The organism is Rhizobium sp. WYCCWR 11128, from assembly GCF_013416305.1.
GTDB classification, from domain to species: domain Bacteria; phylum Pseudomonadota; class Alphaproteobacteria; order Rhizobiales; family Rhizobiaceae; genus Rhizobium; species Rhizobium indicum.
On record NZ_JACCEZ010000001.1, the window covers coordinates 1,377,841 to 1,395,050 of the forward strand.

19 protein-coding genes are annotated in these 17,210 nt (G+C 60.5%); 9 read left to right on the plus strand and 10 right to left on the minus strand.

The annotated features are described in order from the left end of the window. Positions 1-61: 61 nt before the first annotated feature. The 4 genes from HX898_RS06710 to HX898_RS06725 all read right to left on the minus strand — a co-directional run bounded on the left by HX898_RS06710 (position 62) and on the right by HX898_RS06725 (position 3,721). Positions 62-319 (minus strand): hypothetical protein, encoded by a 258-nt coding sequence (locus tag HX898_RS06710; protein ID WP_138329757.1) that lies wholly within the window; start codon positions 317-319, stop codon positions 62-64. Between the two features lie 161 nt (positions 320-480). Continuing rightward, entirely contained in the window at positions 481-1,806 is a 1,326-nt protein-coding gene (locus tag HX898_RS06715; protein ID WP_171598877.1) for a homoserine dehydrogenase, read from the minus strand. A 61-nt stretch (positions 1,807-1,867) separates the two neighbouring features. Continuing rightward, entirely contained in the window at positions 1,868-3,097 is a 1,230-nt protein-coding gene (locus tag HX898_RS06720; protein WP_312883788.1) for an LL-diaminopimelate aminotransferase, read from the minus strand. A 210-nt stretch (positions 3,098-3,307) separates the two neighbouring features. Next, entirely contained in the window at positions 3,308-3,721 is a 414-nt protein-coding gene (locus HX898_RS06725; RefSeq protein ID WP_138329761.1) for a hypothetical protein, read from the minus strand. A 150-nt stretch (positions 3,722-3,871) separates the two neighbouring features. Here HX898_RS06725 and phaC point away from each other — a divergent pair, with 150 nt between their 5' ends. Both phaC and HX898_RS06735 read left to right on the plus strand, forming a co-directional pair. Then, the gene (phaC, locus tag HX898_RS06730; RefSeq protein WP_246413144.1) at positions 3,872-5,707 is read left to right on the plus strand and encodes a class I poly(R)-hydroxyalkanoic acid synthase; all 1,836 of its coding nucleotides are present in this window, start codon (positions 3,872-3,874) and stop codon (positions 5,705-5,707) included. Positions 5,708-5,914: 207 nt separating this feature from the next. Then, a complete protein-coding gene (locus HX898_RS06735) occupies positions 5,915-7,255 on the plus strand; it encodes a DUF2778 domain-containing protein (RefSeq protein ID WP_180194275.1) in 1,341 nt (446 codons plus the stop codon). A gap of 29 nt (positions 7,256-7,284) precedes the next feature. On the opposite strand, the gene HX898_RS06740 is transcribed toward HX898_RS06735, so the two are convergent. Continuing rightward, the gene (locus tag HX898_RS06740) at positions 7,285-8,442 is read right to left on the minus strand and encodes an aminotransferase class I/II-fold pyridoxal phosphate-dependent enzyme (protein ID WP_180194276.1); all 1,158 of its coding nucleotides are present in this window, start codon (positions 8,440-8,442) and stop codon (positions 7,285-7,287) included. A gap of 211 nt (positions 8,443-8,653) precedes the next feature. Between HX898_RS06740 and HX898_RS06745 the strand changes: the two genes are divergently transcribed. The 5 genes from HX898_RS06745 (at position 8,654) to aat (ending at position 12,475) form a co-directional block, all read left to right on the plus strand. After that, a complete protein-coding gene (locus tag HX898_RS06745; protein WP_025394372.1) occupies positions 8,654-9,412 on the plus strand; it encodes a DsbA family protein in 759 nt (252 codons plus the stop codon). A gap of 161 nt (positions 9,413-9,573) precedes the next feature. After that, positions 9,574-10,011, plus strand: a complete 438-nt coding sequence (gene aroQ / locus HX898_RS06750; protein WP_138391093.1) for a type II 3-dehydroquinate dehydratase — start codon at positions 9,574-9,576, stop codon at positions 10,009-10,011. A 20-nt stretch (positions 10,012-10,031) separates the two neighbouring features. Further along, positions 10,032-10,493, plus strand: coding sequence for an acetyl-CoA carboxylase biotin carboxyl carrier protein (gene accB, locus HX898_RS06755; RefSeq protein ID WP_003558968.1), 462 nt, complete (start codon positions 10,032-10,034; stop codon positions 10,491-10,493). Positions 10,494-10,497: 4 nt separating this feature from the next. Then, positions 10,498-11,853, plus strand: coding sequence for an acetyl-CoA carboxylase biotin carboxylase subunit (gene accC / locus HX898_RS06760; protein ID WP_171598880.1), 1,356 nt, complete (start codon positions 10,498-10,500; stop codon positions 11,851-11,853). A 7-nt stretch (positions 11,854-11,860) separates the two neighbouring features. Continuing rightward, a complete protein-coding gene (gene aat, locus HX898_RS06765) occupies positions 11,861-12,475 on the plus strand; it encodes a leucyl/phenylalanyl-tRNA--protein transferase (protein WP_171598881.1) in 615 nt (204 codons plus the stop codon). A 112-nt stretch (positions 12,476-12,587) separates the two neighbouring features. Here aat and HX898_RS06770 read toward each other — a convergent pair whose 3' ends face one another. The 3 genes from HX898_RS06770 to HX898_RS06780 all read right to left on the minus strand — a co-directional run bounded on the left by HX898_RS06770 (position 12,588) and on the right by HX898_RS06780 (position 14,104). After that, complete coding sequence (locus HX898_RS06770; RefSeq protein WP_171598882.1) at positions 12,588-13,022, minus strand: DUF2155 domain-containing protein; 435 nt, start codon at positions 13,020-13,022, stop codon at positions 12,588-12,590. 115 nt (positions 13,023-13,137) lie between these two features. Then, a complete protein-coding gene (locus tag HX898_RS06775) occupies positions 13,138-13,536 on the minus strand; it encodes an NADH:ubiquinone oxidoreductase subunit NDUFA12 (protein WP_171598883.1) in 399 nt (132 codons plus the stop codon). A 103-nt stretch (positions 13,537-13,639) separates the two neighbouring features. Beyond that, positions 13,640-14,104, minus strand: coding sequence for a GNAT family N-acetyltransferase (locus HX898_RS06780; RefSeq protein WP_171598884.1), 465 nt, complete (start codon positions 14,102-14,104; stop codon positions 13,640-13,642). 58 nt (positions 14,105-14,162) lie between these two features. Between HX898_RS06780 and HX898_RS06785 the strand changes: the two genes are divergently transcribed. Beyond that, positions 14,163-14,762, plus strand: a complete 600-nt coding sequence (locus tag HX898_RS06785; protein ID WP_171598885.1) for a hypothetical protein — start codon at positions 14,163-14,165, stop codon at positions 14,760-14,762. Here HX898_RS06785 and HX898_RS06790 read toward each other — a convergent pair. Continuing rightward, positions 14,759-15,259: a GNAT family N-acetyltransferase gene (locus HX898_RS06790; RefSeq protein ID WP_171598886.1), complete on the minus strand. Its 501-nt coding sequence runs from the start codon at positions 15,257-15,259 to the stop codon at positions 14,759-14,761. The two genes, HX898_RS06785 and HX898_RS06790, sit on opposite strands and share 4 nt — an antisense overlap. A gap of 3 nt (positions 15,260-15,262) precedes the next feature. After that, positions 15,263-16,765 (minus strand): Asp-tRNA(Asn)/Glu-tRNA(Gln) amidotransferase subunit GatB, encoded by a 1,503-nt coding sequence (gatB, locus tag HX898_RS06795; protein WP_171598887.1) that lies wholly within the window; start codon positions 16,763-16,765, stop codon positions 15,263-15,265. 129 nt (positions 16,766-16,894) lie between these two features. Between gatB and HX898_RS06800 the strand changes: the two genes are divergently transcribed. Further along, a complete protein-coding gene (locus HX898_RS06800) occupies positions 16,895-17,206 on the plus strand; it encodes a DUF1294 domain-containing protein (protein ID WP_138391099.1) in 312 nt (103 codons plus the stop codon). Positions 17,207-17,210: the final 4 nt, after the last annotated feature.

Here is a 17,210-nt window from a genome sequence, read left to right on the forward strand (position 1 = left end):
CATCTGCTCTTCTACAGGAGCAGCGGAGATAACATAGCGATGGATTTGCAGACACGGATTTTTACCAGAATACCGCCCAGACGATCAGGGCGATGCCGGTTATCTGCACGAGAATGACGGAAAACAGGGTAAGAAGAATGGCCCAGTTGCGGCCTTCAGGGCTTTCGTCGTCATCAGGGGCCTCGCTGGAGGCCCCGGGGATTTGGTAACGAACCACATCATGGTCCGTTTCACGAACTTCCTCAAACACATCAGGATGATCGGGAGGTTCTTCTTCCGAACGACCATACCCCTTCCCGGCATGGCTGTCCTTGTTCACGAAATTCTCCAAAGCCGGCGACTCCCTCTCCCGGCTTATTTATATCAATGTTTCGGTATCTGTTAATATAAGTTTTCGTGAGATCGGTTAAACAGGCATAAAAAAACCCGCCCTGCGTGCACAGAGCGGGTCAGCTATCCCGGATTGTGGCAAAAAAGAGGTCAGCCTTCCTCTTTCGGCCGCTCGATGCGAATCACCTGCGGCTCGCCGAAGAGGTAACCTTCCGACTTGATCGAGGCGACCGCCTTGCGCACTGACTCTTCCATCGTCGCATGGGTGACGAGAATAATCGTCTGGTGGTGCGATGGCGCCAGGTGCTGCTTGGAGCGCTGGACGATCGATTCCAGCGAGATGTTGTTTTCGGCCATGCGGGTTGCGACGCTGGCAAAGACGCCGGTGCGGTCGAGCACGGTCAGGCGGATGAAATAGCCGCCCTCGTGGCTCTGCATCTGCGCCTTGCGGTAGGGCTCCAGCGTCGCTGCGGGATGGCCGAGCACCGGCACGCGCTGGGCGCCTGGCTGGCTCTTGGCGATATCGGCGATATCGCCAAGCACCGACGAGGCCGTGGCGTTGCCGCCGGCGCCAGGGCCGACCATCAGCAGTTCGCCGAGCACGTCGGATTCGATCGCCACCGCATTGGTGACGCCGTCGACCTGGGCGATGACCGAATCGACCGGCACCATTGTGGGATGGACGCGCTGCTCGATGCCGGTATCGGTGCGCTGAGCAACGCCCAAGAGCTTGATGCGATAACCGAGCTCGGCAGCGGCGTGGATATCCTCGATCGAAATGTTGGTGATGCCTTCGAGATAGATGTCGTCGGCCGCGATCTGATTGCCGAAGGCGAGCGTCGTCAGGATGGAAAGCTTGTGGGCCGTGTCGTTGCCCTCGATATCGAAGGCCGGATCGGCCTCGGCATAACCCAGCCGCTGCGCTTCCTTCAGGCATTCGGCGAAGGAAAGCCCCTCCTTCTCCATCTTGGTCAGGATATAATTGCAGGTGCCGTTCATGATGCCATAGATGCGCGAGACGGAATTGCCCGTCAGCGATTCACGCAGCGCCTTGATGACCGGGATGCCGCCGGCGACTGCCGCCTCGAAGTTCAGCAGCGACCCCTTCTCCTCGGCGATCGTCGCAAGCTCGACGCCGTGATAGGCAAGCAGCGCCTTGTTGGCTGTCACCACATGGAGACCACGCTGGAGTGCAGCGCGCACGGAGACGTTGGCAGCCCCTTCGGCGCCGCCCATCAGTTCGACGAAGACGTCGATATCGCCTTTTTCGGCAAGCTCTTCCGGCCGGTCGAACCAGGTAACAGTGGAAAGATCGATGCCGCGGTCCCTCGCCCTGTCACGTGCCGAGACGGCCGTGATGGTGATCGGACGCCCGCAGGTAACGGCAAGCTCGTTGCTTTTCTGCTGAATGATGCGGACAAGCGAGGCGCCAACGGTGCCCAAGCCCGCAATGCCGATTTTGAGGGCATCTGCCATGGATCGATCCTGAAATGTCTGTGTGGCGGCAGCCGCATGACGCGGCTGCCCAACGGTTGGATTAGCGGTGTGCGTTCAGCGAGATGACGTTGTGCATCGTCTCGTCTGCCGTCGACATGAACTTCTTGATGTTGCGCGCAGCCTGGCGAATGCGGTGTTCGTTCTCGACAAGTGCTAGACGGACGTAGTCGTCGCCCATTTCGCCGAAGCCGATGCCCGGGGCAACGGCGACGTCGGCCTTCTCGACCAGCAGCTTGGAGAATTCCAGCGAACCGAGATGACGGAACTTTTCCGGGATCTTCGCCCAGGCGAACATCGTCGCAGCCGGCGGCGGCACGTCGAATCCGGCCTTGCCGAAGCTTTCGACCATGACGTCGCGACGGCGCTTATAGACGTTGCGGACTTCCGCAATGTCGGAGCCATCGCCGTTCAGCGCATGCGTCGCCGCCACCTGGATCGGCGTGAAGGCGCCGTAGTCGAGATAGGACTTGACGCGGGTGAGCGCCGCGATCAGCCGCTCGTTGCCGACGGCAAAGCCCATGCGCCAGCCGGGCATGGAGAAGGTTTTCGACATCGAGGTGAACTCGACGGTCACGTCCATCGCGCCCGGCACTTCGAGAACCGACGGCGGCGGGGCGCCGTCGAAGTAGATTTCCGAATAGGCAAGGTCGGAAAGCACGATGATGTCGTGCTTTTTCGCAAAGGCGATGACGTCCTTGTAGAAATCGAGCGTCGCGACATAGGCCGTCGGGTTCGAGGGATAATTGAGAACCAGCGCCAGCGGCTTCGGGATCGAATGCCGGACGGCACGCTCGAGCGGCTCGAAGAAGCTCGCATCCGGCTCCACCGACATGGAACGGATCACGCCGCCCGCCATCAGGAAGCCGAAGGCATGGATCGGATAGGTAGGGTTCGGGCAGAGGATCACGTCGCCAGGCGCGGTGATTGCCTGCGCCATGTTGGCGAAGCCTTCCTTGGAGCCCAAGGTGGCAACCACCTGGGTATCCGGGTTGAGCTTGACGCCGAAACGGCGGGCATAATAGGCGGCCTGGGCGCGGCGCAGGCCCGGAATGCCCTTGGAGGAGGAATAACGGTGCGTGCGCGGATCCTGCACGACCTCGCACAGCTTGTCGACGATCGACTGGGGAGTGGGAAGGTCGGGGTTTCCCATGCCGAGATCGATGATATCGGCGCCGCCCGCTCGCGCGCTTGCCTTCAAACGGTTGACCTGTTCGAAAACATAAGGCGGCAAACGCCGGACTTTGTGAAACTCTTCCATCTCATTCCCCATGGAAAGGCGGCATTTCGGGCCGCAGTCGAAGTTCGTTCCGTCTCCCGGCGGCTGCGACACGAACTTCAGAATCGCAACGCCGTATTCATCAGACCCAAGCGACGCGGCGAATCTTTGACGGAAAGGCCGCGTAACGCGCATTATCAGGAAAATTGCATCTTCCGATCCATTCGGAATGGCTTTGCGTCCAAATTGCCTGAAAGGCAAGGTCTATTTGGAGATTTCCGAGAGCGTATCAGTGCCGTGCTCGGCGGCCAGACGCCGCATCTCGGCGACCTTGGCCTGATATTCGGCTTCCGAGATGGTGCCGGCCTTGCGCCGGGCGCCAAGTGCCGTCAGCTGATGCTGCAGTTCGGCCGCCTGCTCGTCGCTCATCTGGACATTGGCGGCGGTCAGCGGCGCGCCGAAATTCGGATAGCCGTCCGGGTATTTTGCAAGGCCGCCCTCGGCCGCCTCGCCCTTGGTGGCCGGCATGACGACGGCGGTCGGCGCCGCTCGTTTGGCGGCGGCTGCGGCTTTTTGTTCCGCCGTCAGATTGCATCCGGCAAGCGCCATCGCCGCCGCGGCGCAGATCAGTGCGGTGCGGTTGAAGGTTGCGATGCGCCGAATGCCGTTCTTCGTCATGCCTCAAAAATCCAGTTTTGACTGCTTCGACTGTTAAATTTGTCGCAGCCACAAAGCAATAGCATGAGCCGACGCGGGTGGAACTTGTTTTCTCGTTCGATCACGATGTACAACGAATGGATAAAAAGAGTGGTGCTGCCGCCGGAGGAAATGGTGACCGACAGCAAGCAGGAGAATGGCGGCAAGGCCGGCTTCGACGCGACCGATCTCGATCCCTATCTGTTGAAGGATCCTGAGGCCATGGCGATGAATTTTGCCCGGGCGCTCGAAAATCTCGGACAAGCAGCGTCTGCCTGGCTTGCGCCGCGCGAACGCGGCGAGATCAGCGAAAGCGCCGCCGATCCGATGACCGACATGGTCAAGACGCTTTCCAAGGTCACCGAATACTGGATTTCCGATCCGCGCCGCACCTTCGAGGCACAGACGCAGCTGATGTCCTCGTTCTTCGGCATCTGGATGCGCTCGATGCAGCGCATGCAAGGCGATCCCACGCCACCCGAGCCGGACACCCGCAAGGACAAACGCTTTTCGGACGAGGACTGGCAGAAGAATCCGTTCTTCGATTTTCTCCGCCAGGTCTATTTCGTCACGACCGACTGGGTGGAAAAGCTGGTGTCGGAGACCGAAGGCCTCGACGAGCACACCAAACACAAGGCCGGCTTCTACGTGAAGCAGATCACGGCAGCGCTTTCGCCGACCAACTTCATCGCCACCAATCCGCAGCTCTACCGCGAGACGATCGCGACCAGCGGCGCCAATCTGGTGCGGGGGATGAAGATGCTGGCCGAGGATATCGCAGCCGGACATGGCGACCTTCGCCTTCGCCAGACCGACATGACGAAATTCGCCGTCGGCCGCGACATGGCACTGACGCCAGGCAAGGTGATCGCCCAGAACGACATCTGCCAGATCATCCAGTACGAGGCTTCGACCGAAACCGTGCTGAAGCGGCCGCTTCTGATCTGCCCGCCCTGGATCAACAAGTTCTATATTCTCGACCTCAACCCGCAAAAATCCTTCATCAAATGGTGCGTCGACCAGGGGCAGACGGTCTTCGTCATTTCCTGGGTCAATCCGGATGCGCGCCACGCCGACAAGGACTGGGCGGCCTATGCCCGCGAGGGCATCGATTTCGCGCTGGCAACGGTCGAGAAGGCGACCGGCGAGAAGGACGTCAACGCCGTCGGCTACTGCGTCGGCGGCACGCTGCTTGCCGCGACACTGGCGCTGCATGCCAAGGAGAAGAACAAGCGCATCAAAACCGCGACACTCTTCACCACCCAGGTCGACTTCACCCATGCCGGCGACCTCAAGGTCTTCGTCGACGAGGAGCAGCTTGAATCGCTCGAAGAGCATATGCAGGCGGCCGGCTATCTGGACGGCACGAAGATGTCGATGGCCTTCAACATGTTGCGCGCCTCCGAGCTGATATGGCCTTATTTCGTCAACAACTACCTCAAGGGCCAGGATCCCCTGCCCTTCGACCTGTTGTTCTGGAACGCCGATTCGACCCGCATGGCAGCGGCAAACCATGCCTTCTACCTGCGCAATTGCTATCTCAAGAATGCGCTGACGCAGAACGAGATGGTCCTCGACGGCAAGTCCGTGTCGCTGAAGGACGTGAAGATCCCGATCTATAATCTCGCCACCCGCGAGGATCACATCGCACCTGCCAAGTCCGTCTTCCTCGGCAGCCGGTTCTTCGGCGGCAAGGTGGAATTCGTCGTGACCGGCTCCGGACACATCGCCGGCGTCGTCAACCCGCCCGACAGGAAGAAGTATCAATTCTGGACGGGCGGCCCCGCCAAGGGAGACTACGAGACCTGGCTCGAGCAGGCGACGGAGACTCCGGGATCATGGTGGCCGCATTGGCAGGCCTGGATCGAGACGCATGAGGGCAGACGCGTGCCGGCCCGCAAACCTGGCGGCGATGCGTTGAACGCAATCGAGGAAGCGCCGGGAAGTTATGTGATGGAGCGCGCCTGAGAAGGCCCAACACATCTCTTTTTGAGACGTCGAGAGACAGAGCGACGCCGCGTAAACAAATTAGAAACCATAATTCGTCATCCTTGCGAGACAGTCGGACGTCGTGGGTGGTCTAAATTCGGCCCATTTGCGCCTGTACCGGCCCCGGCGAAGTGTAGTCAGTCAGTGCCGCCGGCCTGCGTAGCGAGTTTGAAAGACGAGTGTAGTATGGCGTGTGCGGTCGGGACGTTCGATGACGTCACCCCTCTTGGCGGATCTGCTTTCCGTTGGCGCAGATCTCGCAGTTTCCTTTACGGTGTTGTCGGCGCCGGATTTCTGACCTCCACATGGCTGATCGCGACCTTCGCGACGATGCATTCGATAGCCGCTCCCTATTCTCCGTCCGATCGCCTGGCACAGCTCGGCGATGCGCCGAAGGTGGCGCCTTCACCGCGCCATGAGAGGCTGATCCATGTCGGCAAGGCCGATCGGCTGGCCGCCTTCGATGCGAAGCCGAAGGCCCCGCTGACGGCGAGCCTCATTCAATCCCATGCCGAAAAGACCGCCGCCGCTGCAACGGCGCTTGCGGTTCTCGCCAAAAACAACCGGCTCGCCATGGCTGCCGAACAACCGGTCGTGGCGGCGATCTCCGACAGCGCCAAATTCCGCAAGGACGACGTGATCGCGGCGGCGCCGGTCGAGCTCGCCTCGGCAGAGACGGAAGAAGACGACGGTGACCGGATCATCGTCCCCTCGAAGGAGGCGGTTGCCGCAGCCGAACTCCCGACCCTGCTTGCTCTTGCCGATGCCGGATCCCGGCAAATCGCGCCGGCTCCGGTCGAGCCAACCGCATCTCCCCTCAAAACGGCCTCCATTCCCGCATCGGAACCAGCGCCGGTGGTCGTCGCCGCCGCGGAAGACGCGCCACCCTTCGATCTCGTGCTGGCGCCGGACGAAGGTTCGGTGCCGCTGCCGATGGCGCGTCCTGACGGACTCATCGGCAAACCGACACCGGCCTCCAAGGGTTCTGAGCGCTCTGCCGAGCCTGTGCTTGCCTACGCCCAGCCGAACTCGCCGATCGAGGATGACGAGGACGATGCAGTGCCGCGCTACGACAAGCCGGTCTTCTCGCCGAAGCTGCGCGCAGGCGTGGCGATCTACGATATCGAAAACAGCATCGTCTATCTGCCGAACGGCGAGCGGCTCGAGGCCCATTCCGGGCTCGGTAAGATGCGCGACAAACCGCGTTTCGCCAATAAGAAGATGCGCGGACCGACGCCGCCGCACACCTATGTTCTTACCATGCGCGAGAGCCTTTTCCACGGCGTCGAGGCGCTGCGGCTAACACCGATCGAGGGTTCGGACGCCATCTATGACCGTGTCGGTCTGCTCGCCCACACCTACATGCTCGGCAAGAACGGTGATTCCAACGGCTGCGTCTCCTTCAAGGATTACCGCCGCTTCCTCGCCGCCTACAAGCGCGGCGACATAAAGCAGCTCGTGGTGGTGCCGCGCCTGAACAACAAGCCGTCTTCGACGCTTGCCTCGCTGTTTTCATCGCGCAGCTGAACGATAAGAGTGCGACCGGCCGCGAGCTGCTATTTCAACCAGGCTGCGATTCGCTCCGCCGCCTCGGCGATTTCCGCCTGCGAGCCCGCATAGGACAGACGCAGCGTTCGATGTCCCTCCAGCGGATCGAAGTCGAGACCGGGCGTTGCGGCGACGTCGATTTCCGCGAGCATGCGTTTGGCAAAGCCCATGCTGTCATTGGTGAAGCGTGTGACGTCGAGATAGGCGTAGAAAGCCCCGTCCATCGGCGAGGCGATCGAAAGCCCGATCTGCGGCAGGCGCTGCATCAGCAAATCGCGGTTGGCGGCGTAACTGGCCTTGTAACGATCGAGCTCGGCGCCGGCGCTCAAAGCGGCCGTGGCGGCGATCTGGGAAAGCTCGGGCGGGGAAATATAGAGGCTCTGCGCTACCCGCTCGATCGGCCGAACCAGGCGCTCGGGAAGCACCATCCAGCCGATTCGCCAGCCGGTCATGCAATAATATTTAGAGAAGGAGTTGATGACGATCGCCTCGTCGGTCAGCTCCAGCGCACTCGCCTCCTCGCCGGCGAAGGTCAGCCCGTGGTAGATTTCATCGGAGATGAAAGCGATGGATTGGGCCGCGCAGTAATCCGAAAGCGCCTCCAGCCCCTCGCGGCCGGTCACCGTGCCAGTCGGATTGGCGGGGCTTGCAAGCAGCACGCCTTTCAGCCTCATGCCGCTTTCCTTCTGCGCCGCTTCGAGGCTTTGCGGCGTCAGGGTGAAGTGGGTCTCGGCCGTTACCGGCACTTCGAGGACCTTCAGGCCCAGCGCGCCGAGGATATTGCGATAGGCGGGATAACCGGGTCTTGCGATCGCCACCGCATCGCCGGCATCGAAGAGCGACAGGAAGGCGAGATTGAAGCCGGCCGAGGAACCTGTGGTGATGGCGATGCGATTGGGATCAATCTCCAGGCCGTGGCGATCCTTGTAGTGCCAGGCGAGCGCCGATTTAAGCCGTGCCGTCCCCAGCGCATCGGTATAGCCGATCCGACCTTCGGCAAGGGCTGCGCGCGCCGCTTCGAGGGCCGCTAGAGGCGCCGGATGCGAAGGCTGGCCAACCGCCATCGAGATCACGGGATGGCCGGCCGCACGCCGCTTCGTGGCCTCCGCCAGGACGTCCATGGCGTGAAAAGGCTCGACTTCGCTGCGTTTCGATATGGAAAACAAGATCGTTTCTCGCTTAGCTTCTGCAATCACGGCCCGACAATTGCCGCATTAATCGGCTCATCACAATCCCGCGAGGGCCGCGCGGGGACGAAAAATTCTGGTTTGAGCAGAACCGAACGCACCGTACCTTGACGCGACGCATTCAAGTCCATTAACCCGGCGACGGTCTTTTCGATGAAGAGACGACCATATCGCCGATGACGAGGATATCATGGCATTCTTCCCGAAGACCTTCACCGCACTGGCGCTTGCCGCATCGATCGCCCTTCCGCTTCCGGCGGCAGCGCTCGACGACCAGCAGAAGAAGGAGTTCGGCGAATTCATCAAGCAATACCTGATCGAGAACCCCGAGATCATGCTGGAAGTTCAGGATGCGCTGCAGAAGAAGCAGGAGGCCCAGCGGTCGGTTAAGGCCAATATGGCGATCGAAGAGAACGCCACCGACATCTTCGAATCGAAGAACGACGTCACGCTCGGCAATCCCAAGGGCGACGTCACTGTGGTCGAATTCTTCGATTATAATTGCAGCTACTGCCGCCATGCGCTTCCCGACATGCAGGCGATGCTGAAGAAGGACAAAAACGTCCGTTTCGTCCTCAAGGAATTCCCGATCCTCGGGCCGGATTCAGTCGCCGCCCACAAGGTGGCAGACGCCTTCCGCAAGCTCGCACCGGAGAAATATGCCGATTTCCACGTCGCCCTTCTCGGCACCGAAGGCCGCGCCTCCGACGAAACAGCGGTCGCGGTCGCCGCTTCGCTCGGCGTCAGTGAGGACAAGATCCGCGCCGAGATGGCAAAGAGCCCGAATGACGGTATAGTCCAGGCGACCTACCAGCTCGCCTCCAGTCTCGGCATCAGCGGCACGCCCTCCTATGTGATCGGCAGCGAACTGGTGCCCGGCGCCGTCGGGCTCGACGATCTCGAAGCCAAGGTCAAGAACATGCGCAGCTGCGGCAAGACCGCCTGCTGAGCCAAGCAGCCGCCAGCCAGCAGCCCATCAAATCGCCAAAATCGAAGTGTTTCAACCATGTGGACAAATGTGGCACGATTGCCGCTGGCCAATCCGTAAGGGCTTTCATTCAGCCTTCGCGGAGTCTATAGGTTGCCGTCGTACATTTTACGGAACATTCGATGACGCAAACGATTTTTGTCCTGAACGGCCCCAACCTGAACATGCTGGGCAAACGAGAGCCCGGCATTTATGGCGGCAAGACGCTCAGGGACATCGAGGTAGATTGCAAGGCTGCAGGCCGCGAACTCGGCCTCGATATCGACTTCCGTCAGAGCAACCACGAAGGCACGCTCGTCGACTGGTTCCATGAGGCCGACGAAAAGGCCGTCGGCGTTGCCATCAATGCAGGCGCCTATACGCATACATCGGTCGCGCTGCATGATGCGATCCGCGCTATCTCCATTCCCGTCGTCGAGCTCCACATATCCAACGTGCATGCACGGGAAGAATTCCGCCACAAGTCGATGATCGCGCCGGCATGCAAAGGCGTGATCTGCGGCTTCGGGCCTCACAGCTACATCCTGGCGCTCCACGCGCTGAAGAACATCACGGCATAAGAATAAGACAGGGCAACACCATGGCTGAAAAGAAATCGGGTATCGACCAGGCACTGATCCGCGATCTCGCCAATATTCTCAACGAAACGGATCTGACGGAGATCGAGGTCGAGCAGGACGACCTGCGTATCCGCGTATCGCGTGCAGGCACGCCGCAATATGTTCAGGCGCCGATTGCGGCACCGGCCTTTGCCGCGCCCGCTGCGGCAGCCGCTGCCGCGCCAGCCGCAGCTCCCAGCCGCAACCCGGCCAATGTCGTCAATGCACCGATGGTGGGCACCGTCTATATGGCGCCGGCGCCGGGCGCGCGTCCCTTCATCGAAGTCGGCGCGACCGTCAAGGAAGGCCAGACGCTGATCATCATCGAAGCGATGAAGACAATGAACCAGATTCCCTCACCGAAGTCAGGCAAGGTGACCGAAATCCTCGTCGATGACGGACATCCCGTCGAATACGGCCAAGCCCTCGTCGTCATCGAATAGGCCGATGCCCATGATTTCGAAAATCCTCATCGCCAATCGCGGGGAAATCGCCCTTCGCGTGCTCCGGGCCTGCAAAGAGCTCGGCATCGCCTGCGTCGCGGTTCATTCCACCGCCGACGCCGATGCCATGCATGTGCGTCTTGCCGACGAAAGTGTCTGCATCGGCCCGCCCTCCTCGCGCGAGAGCTATCTCAACATCCACCAGATCGTCGCCGCCTGCGAGATCACCGGCGCCGACGCCGTGCATCCGGGCTATGGCTTTCTGTCGGAGAATGCCAAGTTCGCCGATATCCTCGAAGCCCACGGCATCACCTTCATCGGGCCGACGGCCGACCATATCCGCATCATGGGCGACAAGATCACCGCCAAGACGACGGCGCTGGAACTCGGCATTCCCGTCGTTCCAGGCTCGGACGGCGAAGTGAAGACCGAAGAGGATGCGGTGAAGACGGCCGCCGAAATCGGCTATCCCGTGCTGATCAAGGCAACGGCCGGCGGCGGCGGACGCGGCATGAAAGTCGCCAAGAGCGAGGCCGACGTGATTGAGGCCTGGTCGACGGCGCGCACGGAAGCGGCAGCCGCCTTCGGCAACGATGCAGTCTACATGGAAAAATATCTCGGCAAACCGCGCCACATCGAAATCCAGGTGTTCGGCGACGGCGAAGGCAATGCCATCCATCTCGGCGAGCGCGACTGCTCGCTGCAGCGGCGCCATCAGAAGGTCTGGGAAGAGGCGAATTCGCCGGCGCTCAACGTCGAGCAGCGCATGAAGATCGGCCAGATCTGCGCAGACGCCATGAAGAAGCTGAAATATCGCGGCGCCGGCACGATCGAATTCCTCTACGAAAACGGCGAGTTCTATTTCATCGAAATGAACACCCGCCTGCAAGTGGAGCATCCGATCACCGAAGCGATCACCGGCATCGACCTCGTGCACGAGCAGATCCGCGTCGCTTCCGGCGGCGGTCTCTCGGTGACGCAGGACGAAGTGCATTTTTCCGGTCACGCCATCGAATGCCGTATCAATGCCGAGCACCCGCGCACCTTCGTGCCTTCGCCCGGTACAATCACGCATTTCCACGCGCCGGGCGGCCTCGGCGTGCGCATCGATTCCGGTGCCTATCAGGGCTACAAGATCCCGCCTTATTACGACAGCCTCATCGGCAAGCTGATCGTGCACGGCCGTACCCGCGTCGAATGCATGATGCGCCTGCGCCGGGCGCTCGACGAATTCGTCGTCGACGGCATCAATACGACGCTGCCGCTGTTCCAGGATCTCGTCTCCAATCAGGATATCGCCAACGGCGACTACGACATCCACTGGCTGGAAGACTACCTCGCCAACACACCGGCGGCATAGGACAGGAATGGCAGGATCGCGCAGGAAGTCACCAGGCATAACCCCTGACATTCTCCTGCGCGCCTATTCCATCGGCCTCTTCCCGATGGCCGAATCCGCCGACGACCCGGAGATCTTCTGGGTCGAACCGGAACTGCGCGGCGTGCTGCCGTTCGACCATTTCCATGTGTCGAAAAGCCTTGCCAAGACGGTGCGCAAGAATCCCTTCGAGATCCGTTTCGATCACGCTTTCGATCAGGTCATCGCCGCCTGTGCGGAGGAGACGTCCGGGCGCCCGAGCACCTGGATCAACAGGACGATCAGATCGCTCTACTCGACGCTCTTCGACATGGGCCATGCCCATACCGTCGAAGCCTGGGAGAACGATGAATTGGTCGGCGGCCTCTACGGCGTCTCGCTCGGCTCGGCATTCTTCGGCGAAAGCATGTTTTCGCGCCGGACAGATGCCTCGAAGATCTGCCTCGTTCACTTGGTCGACCGGCTGCGGGAAAGGGGCTTCACCCTGCTCGACACCCAGTTCACCACCGAGCACCTGAAGACGTTCGGAGCGATCGACGTTCCGAAGGCCGATTACGCCGCGATGCTTGCTGCGGCGATGGAATCGCCGCACCTGGCTTTCTGACGATCATTATCCGACGGAGGTTTGATCGAGCGGGACGATCCTCCGAGATGATCCTGCGGATAGCACATGAGGATCAGGCGCATAGGGAGATGCCAGCCTAACGAAGATGCAGCTATTTCGCCTTGGCACCTTCAGGAGCCGGGACATCCGAGTTTGCCTTGCAATCCTTCAGCCAGACGTCATAGATCGGGTGCTCGACGGCGTTGAGGCCGGGGCTGGCGGCGAACATCCAGCCGGTGAAGATGCGGCGGATCTTGCGGTCGAGGGTGATCTCGTCGACCTCGACGAAACCGTCGATCTTCTGTGCCTCCGACTGGTCGCGCGAATAACAGGCCTTCGGTGTCACCTGCAGCGCACCGAACTGTACCGTCTCATTGACATAGACGTCGAAGGTCGTGATGCGGCCAGTGATCTTGTCGAGGCCGGAAAAGACGGCAACCGGATTTTCGATGCGTGCGGCATGTGCCGCAACTGGCGGAAGCAGGGCCGAGAGCGCCAGCAGCGATCCGGCGGCACGCAGGACCATGTTCCGCGTGAAGAGCTTCATATGTACCCGTCTCCAGACATTTTCAGTTCACGGCCGCGGTCAAGCGCGGCCAACCTGCGGGTAAAGGTCAATTGTGGCCAAAAGCCGGGTCTTGGGATCGCCCGGTCGAGCCGTCTCAGTTGCCCGGCGTCCAAGCATCGTAATCGCCTGTGACGCGCGGACGTTCGCCCGGAACGGCGATAGAGCCGGGCGGACGATAGGCCTGCGGCGAACCGGTATGGTTGGGCCGGTGTGGCTTCTGCCAATCCTTGGCGACGTAGCTCTCCTTGGACGGGGGAACATCGGTGCGATGATGCATCCAGCCATGCCAACCCGGCGGAATGGCGGAAGCTTCGGCATAACCCTTGTAGATCACCCAGCGCTTCGGCAGACCGTAGGAAGACATGCCGCCTTCATAGTAGACGTTGCCGAATTCATCCTCGCCGACGCGCTTGCCATAACGCCAGGTCGCAAAACGCGTGCCCATCGTCTGACCGTTCCACCAGGTAAAGGTCTGAACCAGAAGATTCCACATGTCTTTTCCTTGTGCCCGCCAGATGCGAGCCAAACCAGAATTCGTTTCCTCGCTTATGCCGTCGCCAAGCCGAATTGTCCAGCGATTCCGCGACAGTCACGGGTCATTTCAAAGCCATCTTGAAGCCCAGATGCGAGGGCTTGAAGCCCAGCCTTTCATAGAAACGATGGGCATCCTTGCGTACTGCATTCGAGGTCAACGCTACCCGCCCGATACCGCGGCCTTTTGCCTCGGCAATGGCGAATTCGATCATCAGTCCGCCGACCCCCAGCCCGCGCATATCGGCGCGTGTCTGCACCGCCTCGATAATCATCGCCGAGGAGCCACGGCCAGTGAGCGAAGTCGTCACCATCGTCTGGAACGTACCGACGACCTCGGCGCCACGCTCTGCGACGTAAAGCGTCTGGTCGGGCGAGGCCTCGATGACGGCGAAGGCCCTGAGATAATCGGGAAAGGCTTCAGCTTCCGTGGTATCGCCGTGACCGCCGAGTGCATCGGCGGCAAACATCGCCACGAGTGCCGGCAGGTCGTCCTTGCGAGCTTCACGGATATTCAAATCTTGTGGCATCACACTTTTCTACCTATGTAAAAATCGGACGATGATTGTTGCGGAAGGAAAAAGACGGATGTTCTTGAGCGATATCCGTGAGATCGGATACTCCGCCAGGGATATTCGGCTTAGAATTGCACTATCAACACTGGTGATAATTGTCTTCGGCTTCTGGATTTTCGATAGGACATTGAATTCGTTTTTCCTGTCTCTCCTCTTTGGGCCGCCAATCGCGTACTACCTATTTTGCAATCTTTATGTCCTGATCTTTTCATCCAATAAGACGATCATTGCGATAGGCCCAAATGGCTTCAAAGATCTTCGGCTAATGCAAGAATTAATTCCGTGGCCGGCAGTCGCACGCATCGAGGCCGCGGCACCCACGCTGGCGCAAAGGATTTTGCGAACAATTTTTCTGGTTCTGGGCAACCTGTTGTCCGCATCGCCGGGAACGGACGCAGAAGGCACCGGAGATACAATCGCTGTCTGGTGCCGACCAGACGGCATTCAGGGTCGCAAACCGATGTTCTCACTATTCCGTACCGCACGTGCCACGAATGATCTTCGGCAACTGCGCATCGAAACGAGTGGTCTTACCGTCAGCAAGGAGCGCCTGATACAACTGCTTCAGACCTACCACACCCACCACAAGGCACTCAACGATACAGGCGTTTAACCCGCCAAGCGCTTCTCCAACACCAACGCCGGAATGCCGGATTGTCCGGCCCCGTCATTCTCGTTGCGACCGATCTCGGTGAAGCCATGCGTGCGATAGAAGGCGATCGCCGCGGCATTCTGCGGTTCGACTTCGAGGCGCATGATCTCCGCATCGGGAAAGCAAGTTTCGAGCTCGGCGAAGATATCGCGGCCGATACCCTGGCGCTGCAGCGCCGGCCGGACATAGAGGAGATGCAGCATGACCGTCTTCGTCAATTGCTGCGACATTGCCGCATAACCCATGCCGCCGATATTGCTGCCGTCATCGGCAACGAGGAATTCGGCATCCTTTCGCACCAGCCGCGTCTTCAGCGCCGCCGGCGAAAAGAGATGGACGATCAGATCCTCCACCTTGGCTCTGCCATGCAGGCCGTCATAGATGGCATGGAAGCTCTCCACCAAGAGGGCGCGCACCTTCTCCAGGTCGCGCTCACCGGCGGTGCGGACGAAATACACCGCTTACTCCTCGATGCCGAGCTTCGCCTTGACGAGGGCCTGGACAGCCTGCGGATTGGCCTTGCCGCCGGTCGCCTTCATCACCTGGCCGACGAACCATGCTGCCATGGTCGGTTTCGCCTTGACCTTTTCGACCTGATCGGGATTGGCGGCGATGATCTCGTCCACGGCCTTTTCGATCGCGCCGGTATCCGTCACCTGCTTCATGCCGCGCGCCTCGACGATCTCGGCAGGATCGCCGCCTTCGGCGAGCACGATCTCGAAGAGATCCTTGGCGATCTTGCCGGATATGGTTCCCGCCTTGATGAGATCGATGATGGCGCCGAGCTGGGCCGGCGAAACCGGCGTCTGCTCGATGTCCTTGCCGGTGCGGTTCAGTGCGCCGAGCAGATCGTTGATCACCCAGTTGGCGGCCGTCTTGCCGTCACGGCCTGCGGCGACGGCTTCGAAATAATCGGCGATCGCTTTTTCGGAAACGAGCACCGAGGCGTCGTAGATCGACAGCCCGAGCTCGCGCACGAAGCGCTCCTTCTTGTCGTCAGGCAATTCCGGCAGATCGGCTTCGAGCGCCTTGATGAAGGCATCGTCGAATTCGAGCGGCAGCAGATCAGGATCGGGGAAATAACGATAGTCGTGCGCATCCTCCTTGGAGCGCATCGAGCGCGTCTCGCCCTTGTTCGGGTCGAAGAGGCGAGTCTCCTGATCGATCTTGCCACCGTCCTCCAGAATGCCGATCTGGCGACGGGCTTCATATTCGATCGCCTGGCCGATGAAACGGATGGAGTTGACGTTCTTGATCTCGCAACGCGTGCCAAAATCCTCGCCCGGACGGCGGACGGAGACGTTGACGTCGGCGCGCATCGAGCCCTCGTCCATGTTGCCGTCGCAGGTGCCGAGATAACGAACGATCGAGCGCAGCTTGGTCATATAGGCCTTGGCCTCGTCGGACGAGCGCATGTCGGGCTTGGAGACGATCTCCATCAGGGCAACGCCGGAACGGTTGAGATCGACATAGGACATGGTCGCGTGCTGGTCATGCATCGACTTGCCGGCATCCTGTTCCAGATGCAGGCGCTCGATGCCGATCTCGATATCCTCGAACTGGCCCTGGCGGTCCGGCCCGAGTGAAATGACGATCTTGCCCTCGCCGACGATCGGATCCTTGAACTGCGAGATCTGATAGCCCTGCGGCAGGTCGGGATAGAAATAGTTCTTCCGATCAAACAGGGAGCGCTTGTTGATCTGGGCTTTCAGGCCGAGGCCGGTGCGAACGGCCTGCCTGACACATTCCTCGTTGATGACGGGCAGCATGCCGGGCATGGCGGCGTCGACCATCGAGACATTCGAATTCTGCGGCTTGCCGAATTCCGTCGAGGCGCCGGAGAAGAGCTTCGAATTGGACAGGACCTGGGCATGGACTTCCATGCCGACGATGACTTCCCAGTCGCCGGTGGCGCCGGGGATGAAGCGTTTCGGATCAGGCGTGCGGACGTCGACAAGGGTCATCTGATGCTCTTTGCAGGCTGTTCTTTTCCACTGGTGAGGTAAAGGAAATGGCGTGCCGGTGCAAGGCTTTCGCCATGGCGCGCATCGCGGTTTTGCCGTCCATTAACGGAGCCGCGGTAGGGTTCCCCTATGACGATGATCGATATTATCAAATGGGCCTTGCTGTTTCTGGCGCTGAACCTCTTGGTGTTCTCGATCTATTTCTTCGACAAGCAGGCGGCGCGCCACGGCAGGCGGCGCATCAGCGAGCGCACGCTTCTCATGCTGGCGCTGATCGGCGGCAGCCTTGGCGCGGTGGCGGCACAGCAGCTGTTGCGGCACAAGACGAGAAAGGAGCCGTTCCGGTCAATCCTGGCGGCGATCCTGATCCTGCATGGCGCACTGATTGCTATCCTGGCCTTCGTGCCGCAATGGAGTCTTCTGCTTCCTCAGGACTTTTGAAGCG

Excerpts from the sequence above, each read along its gene's own strand:
- HX898_RS06780 (WP_171598884.1), bottom strand. The coding sequence starts at position 14,104 with ATGCCACAAGATTTGAATATCCGTGAAGCTCGCAAGGACGACCTGCCG.
- HX898_RS06720 (WP_312883788.1), bottom strand. The coding sequence starts at position 3,097 with ATGGGGAATGAGATGGAAGAGTTTCACAAAGTCCGGCGTTTGCCGCCT.
- HX898_RS06715 (WP_171598877.1), bottom strand. The coding sequence starts at position 1,806 with ATGGCAGATGCCCTCAAAATCGGCATTGCGGGCTTGGGCACCGTTGGC.
- HX898_RS06785 (WP_171598885.1), top strand. The coding sequence starts at position 14,163 with ATGTTCTTGAGCGATATCCGTGAGATCGGATACTCCGCCAGGGATATT.
- HX898_RS06770 (WP_171598882.1), bottom strand. The coding sequence starts at position 13,022 with ATGAAGCTCTTCACGCGGAACATGGTCCTGCGTGCCGCCGGATCGCTG.
- HX898_RS06775 (WP_171598883.1), bottom strand. The coding sequence starts at position 13,536 with ATGTGGAATCTTCTGGTTCAGACCTTTACCTGGTGGAACGGTCAGACG.
- aroQ (WP_138391093.1), top strand. The coding sequence starts at position 9,574 with ATGACGCAAACGATTTTTGTCCTGAACGGCCCCAACCTGAACATGCTG.
- HX898_RS06800 (WP_138391099.1), top strand. The coding sequence starts at position 16,895 with ATGACGATGATCGATATTATCAAATGGGCCTTGCTGTTTCTGGCGCTG.
- HX898_RS06735 (WP_180194275.1), top strand. The coding sequence starts at position 5,915 with ATGGCGTGTGCGGTCGGGACGTTCGATGACGTCACCCCTCTTGGCGGA.
- phaC (WP_246413144.1), top strand. The coding sequence starts at position 3,872 with ATGGTGACCGACAGCAAGCAGGAGAATGGCGGCAAGGCCGGCTTCGAC.
- accC (WP_171598880.1), top strand. The coding sequence starts at position 10,498 with ATGCCCATGATTTCGAAAATCCTCATCGCCAATCGCGGGGAAATCGCC.
- accB (WP_003558968.1), top strand. The coding sequence starts at position 10,032 with ATGGCTGAAAAGAAATCGGGTATCGACCAGGCACTGATCCGCGATCTC.
- HX898_RS06745 (WP_025394372.1), top strand. The coding sequence starts at position 8,654 with ATGGCATTCTTCCCGAAGACCTTCACCGCACTGGCGCTTGCCGCATCG.
- gatB (WP_171598887.1), bottom strand. The coding sequence starts at position 16,765 with ATGACCCTTGTCGACGTCCGCACGCCTGATCCGAAACGCTTCATCCCC.
- HX898_RS06725 (WP_138329761.1), bottom strand. The coding sequence starts at position 3,721 with ATGACGAAGAACGGCATTCGGCGCATCGCAACCTTCAACCGCACCGCA.
- aat (WP_171598881.1), top strand. The coding sequence starts at position 11,861 with ATGGCAGGATCGCGCAGGAAGTCACCAGGCATAACCCCTGACATTCTC.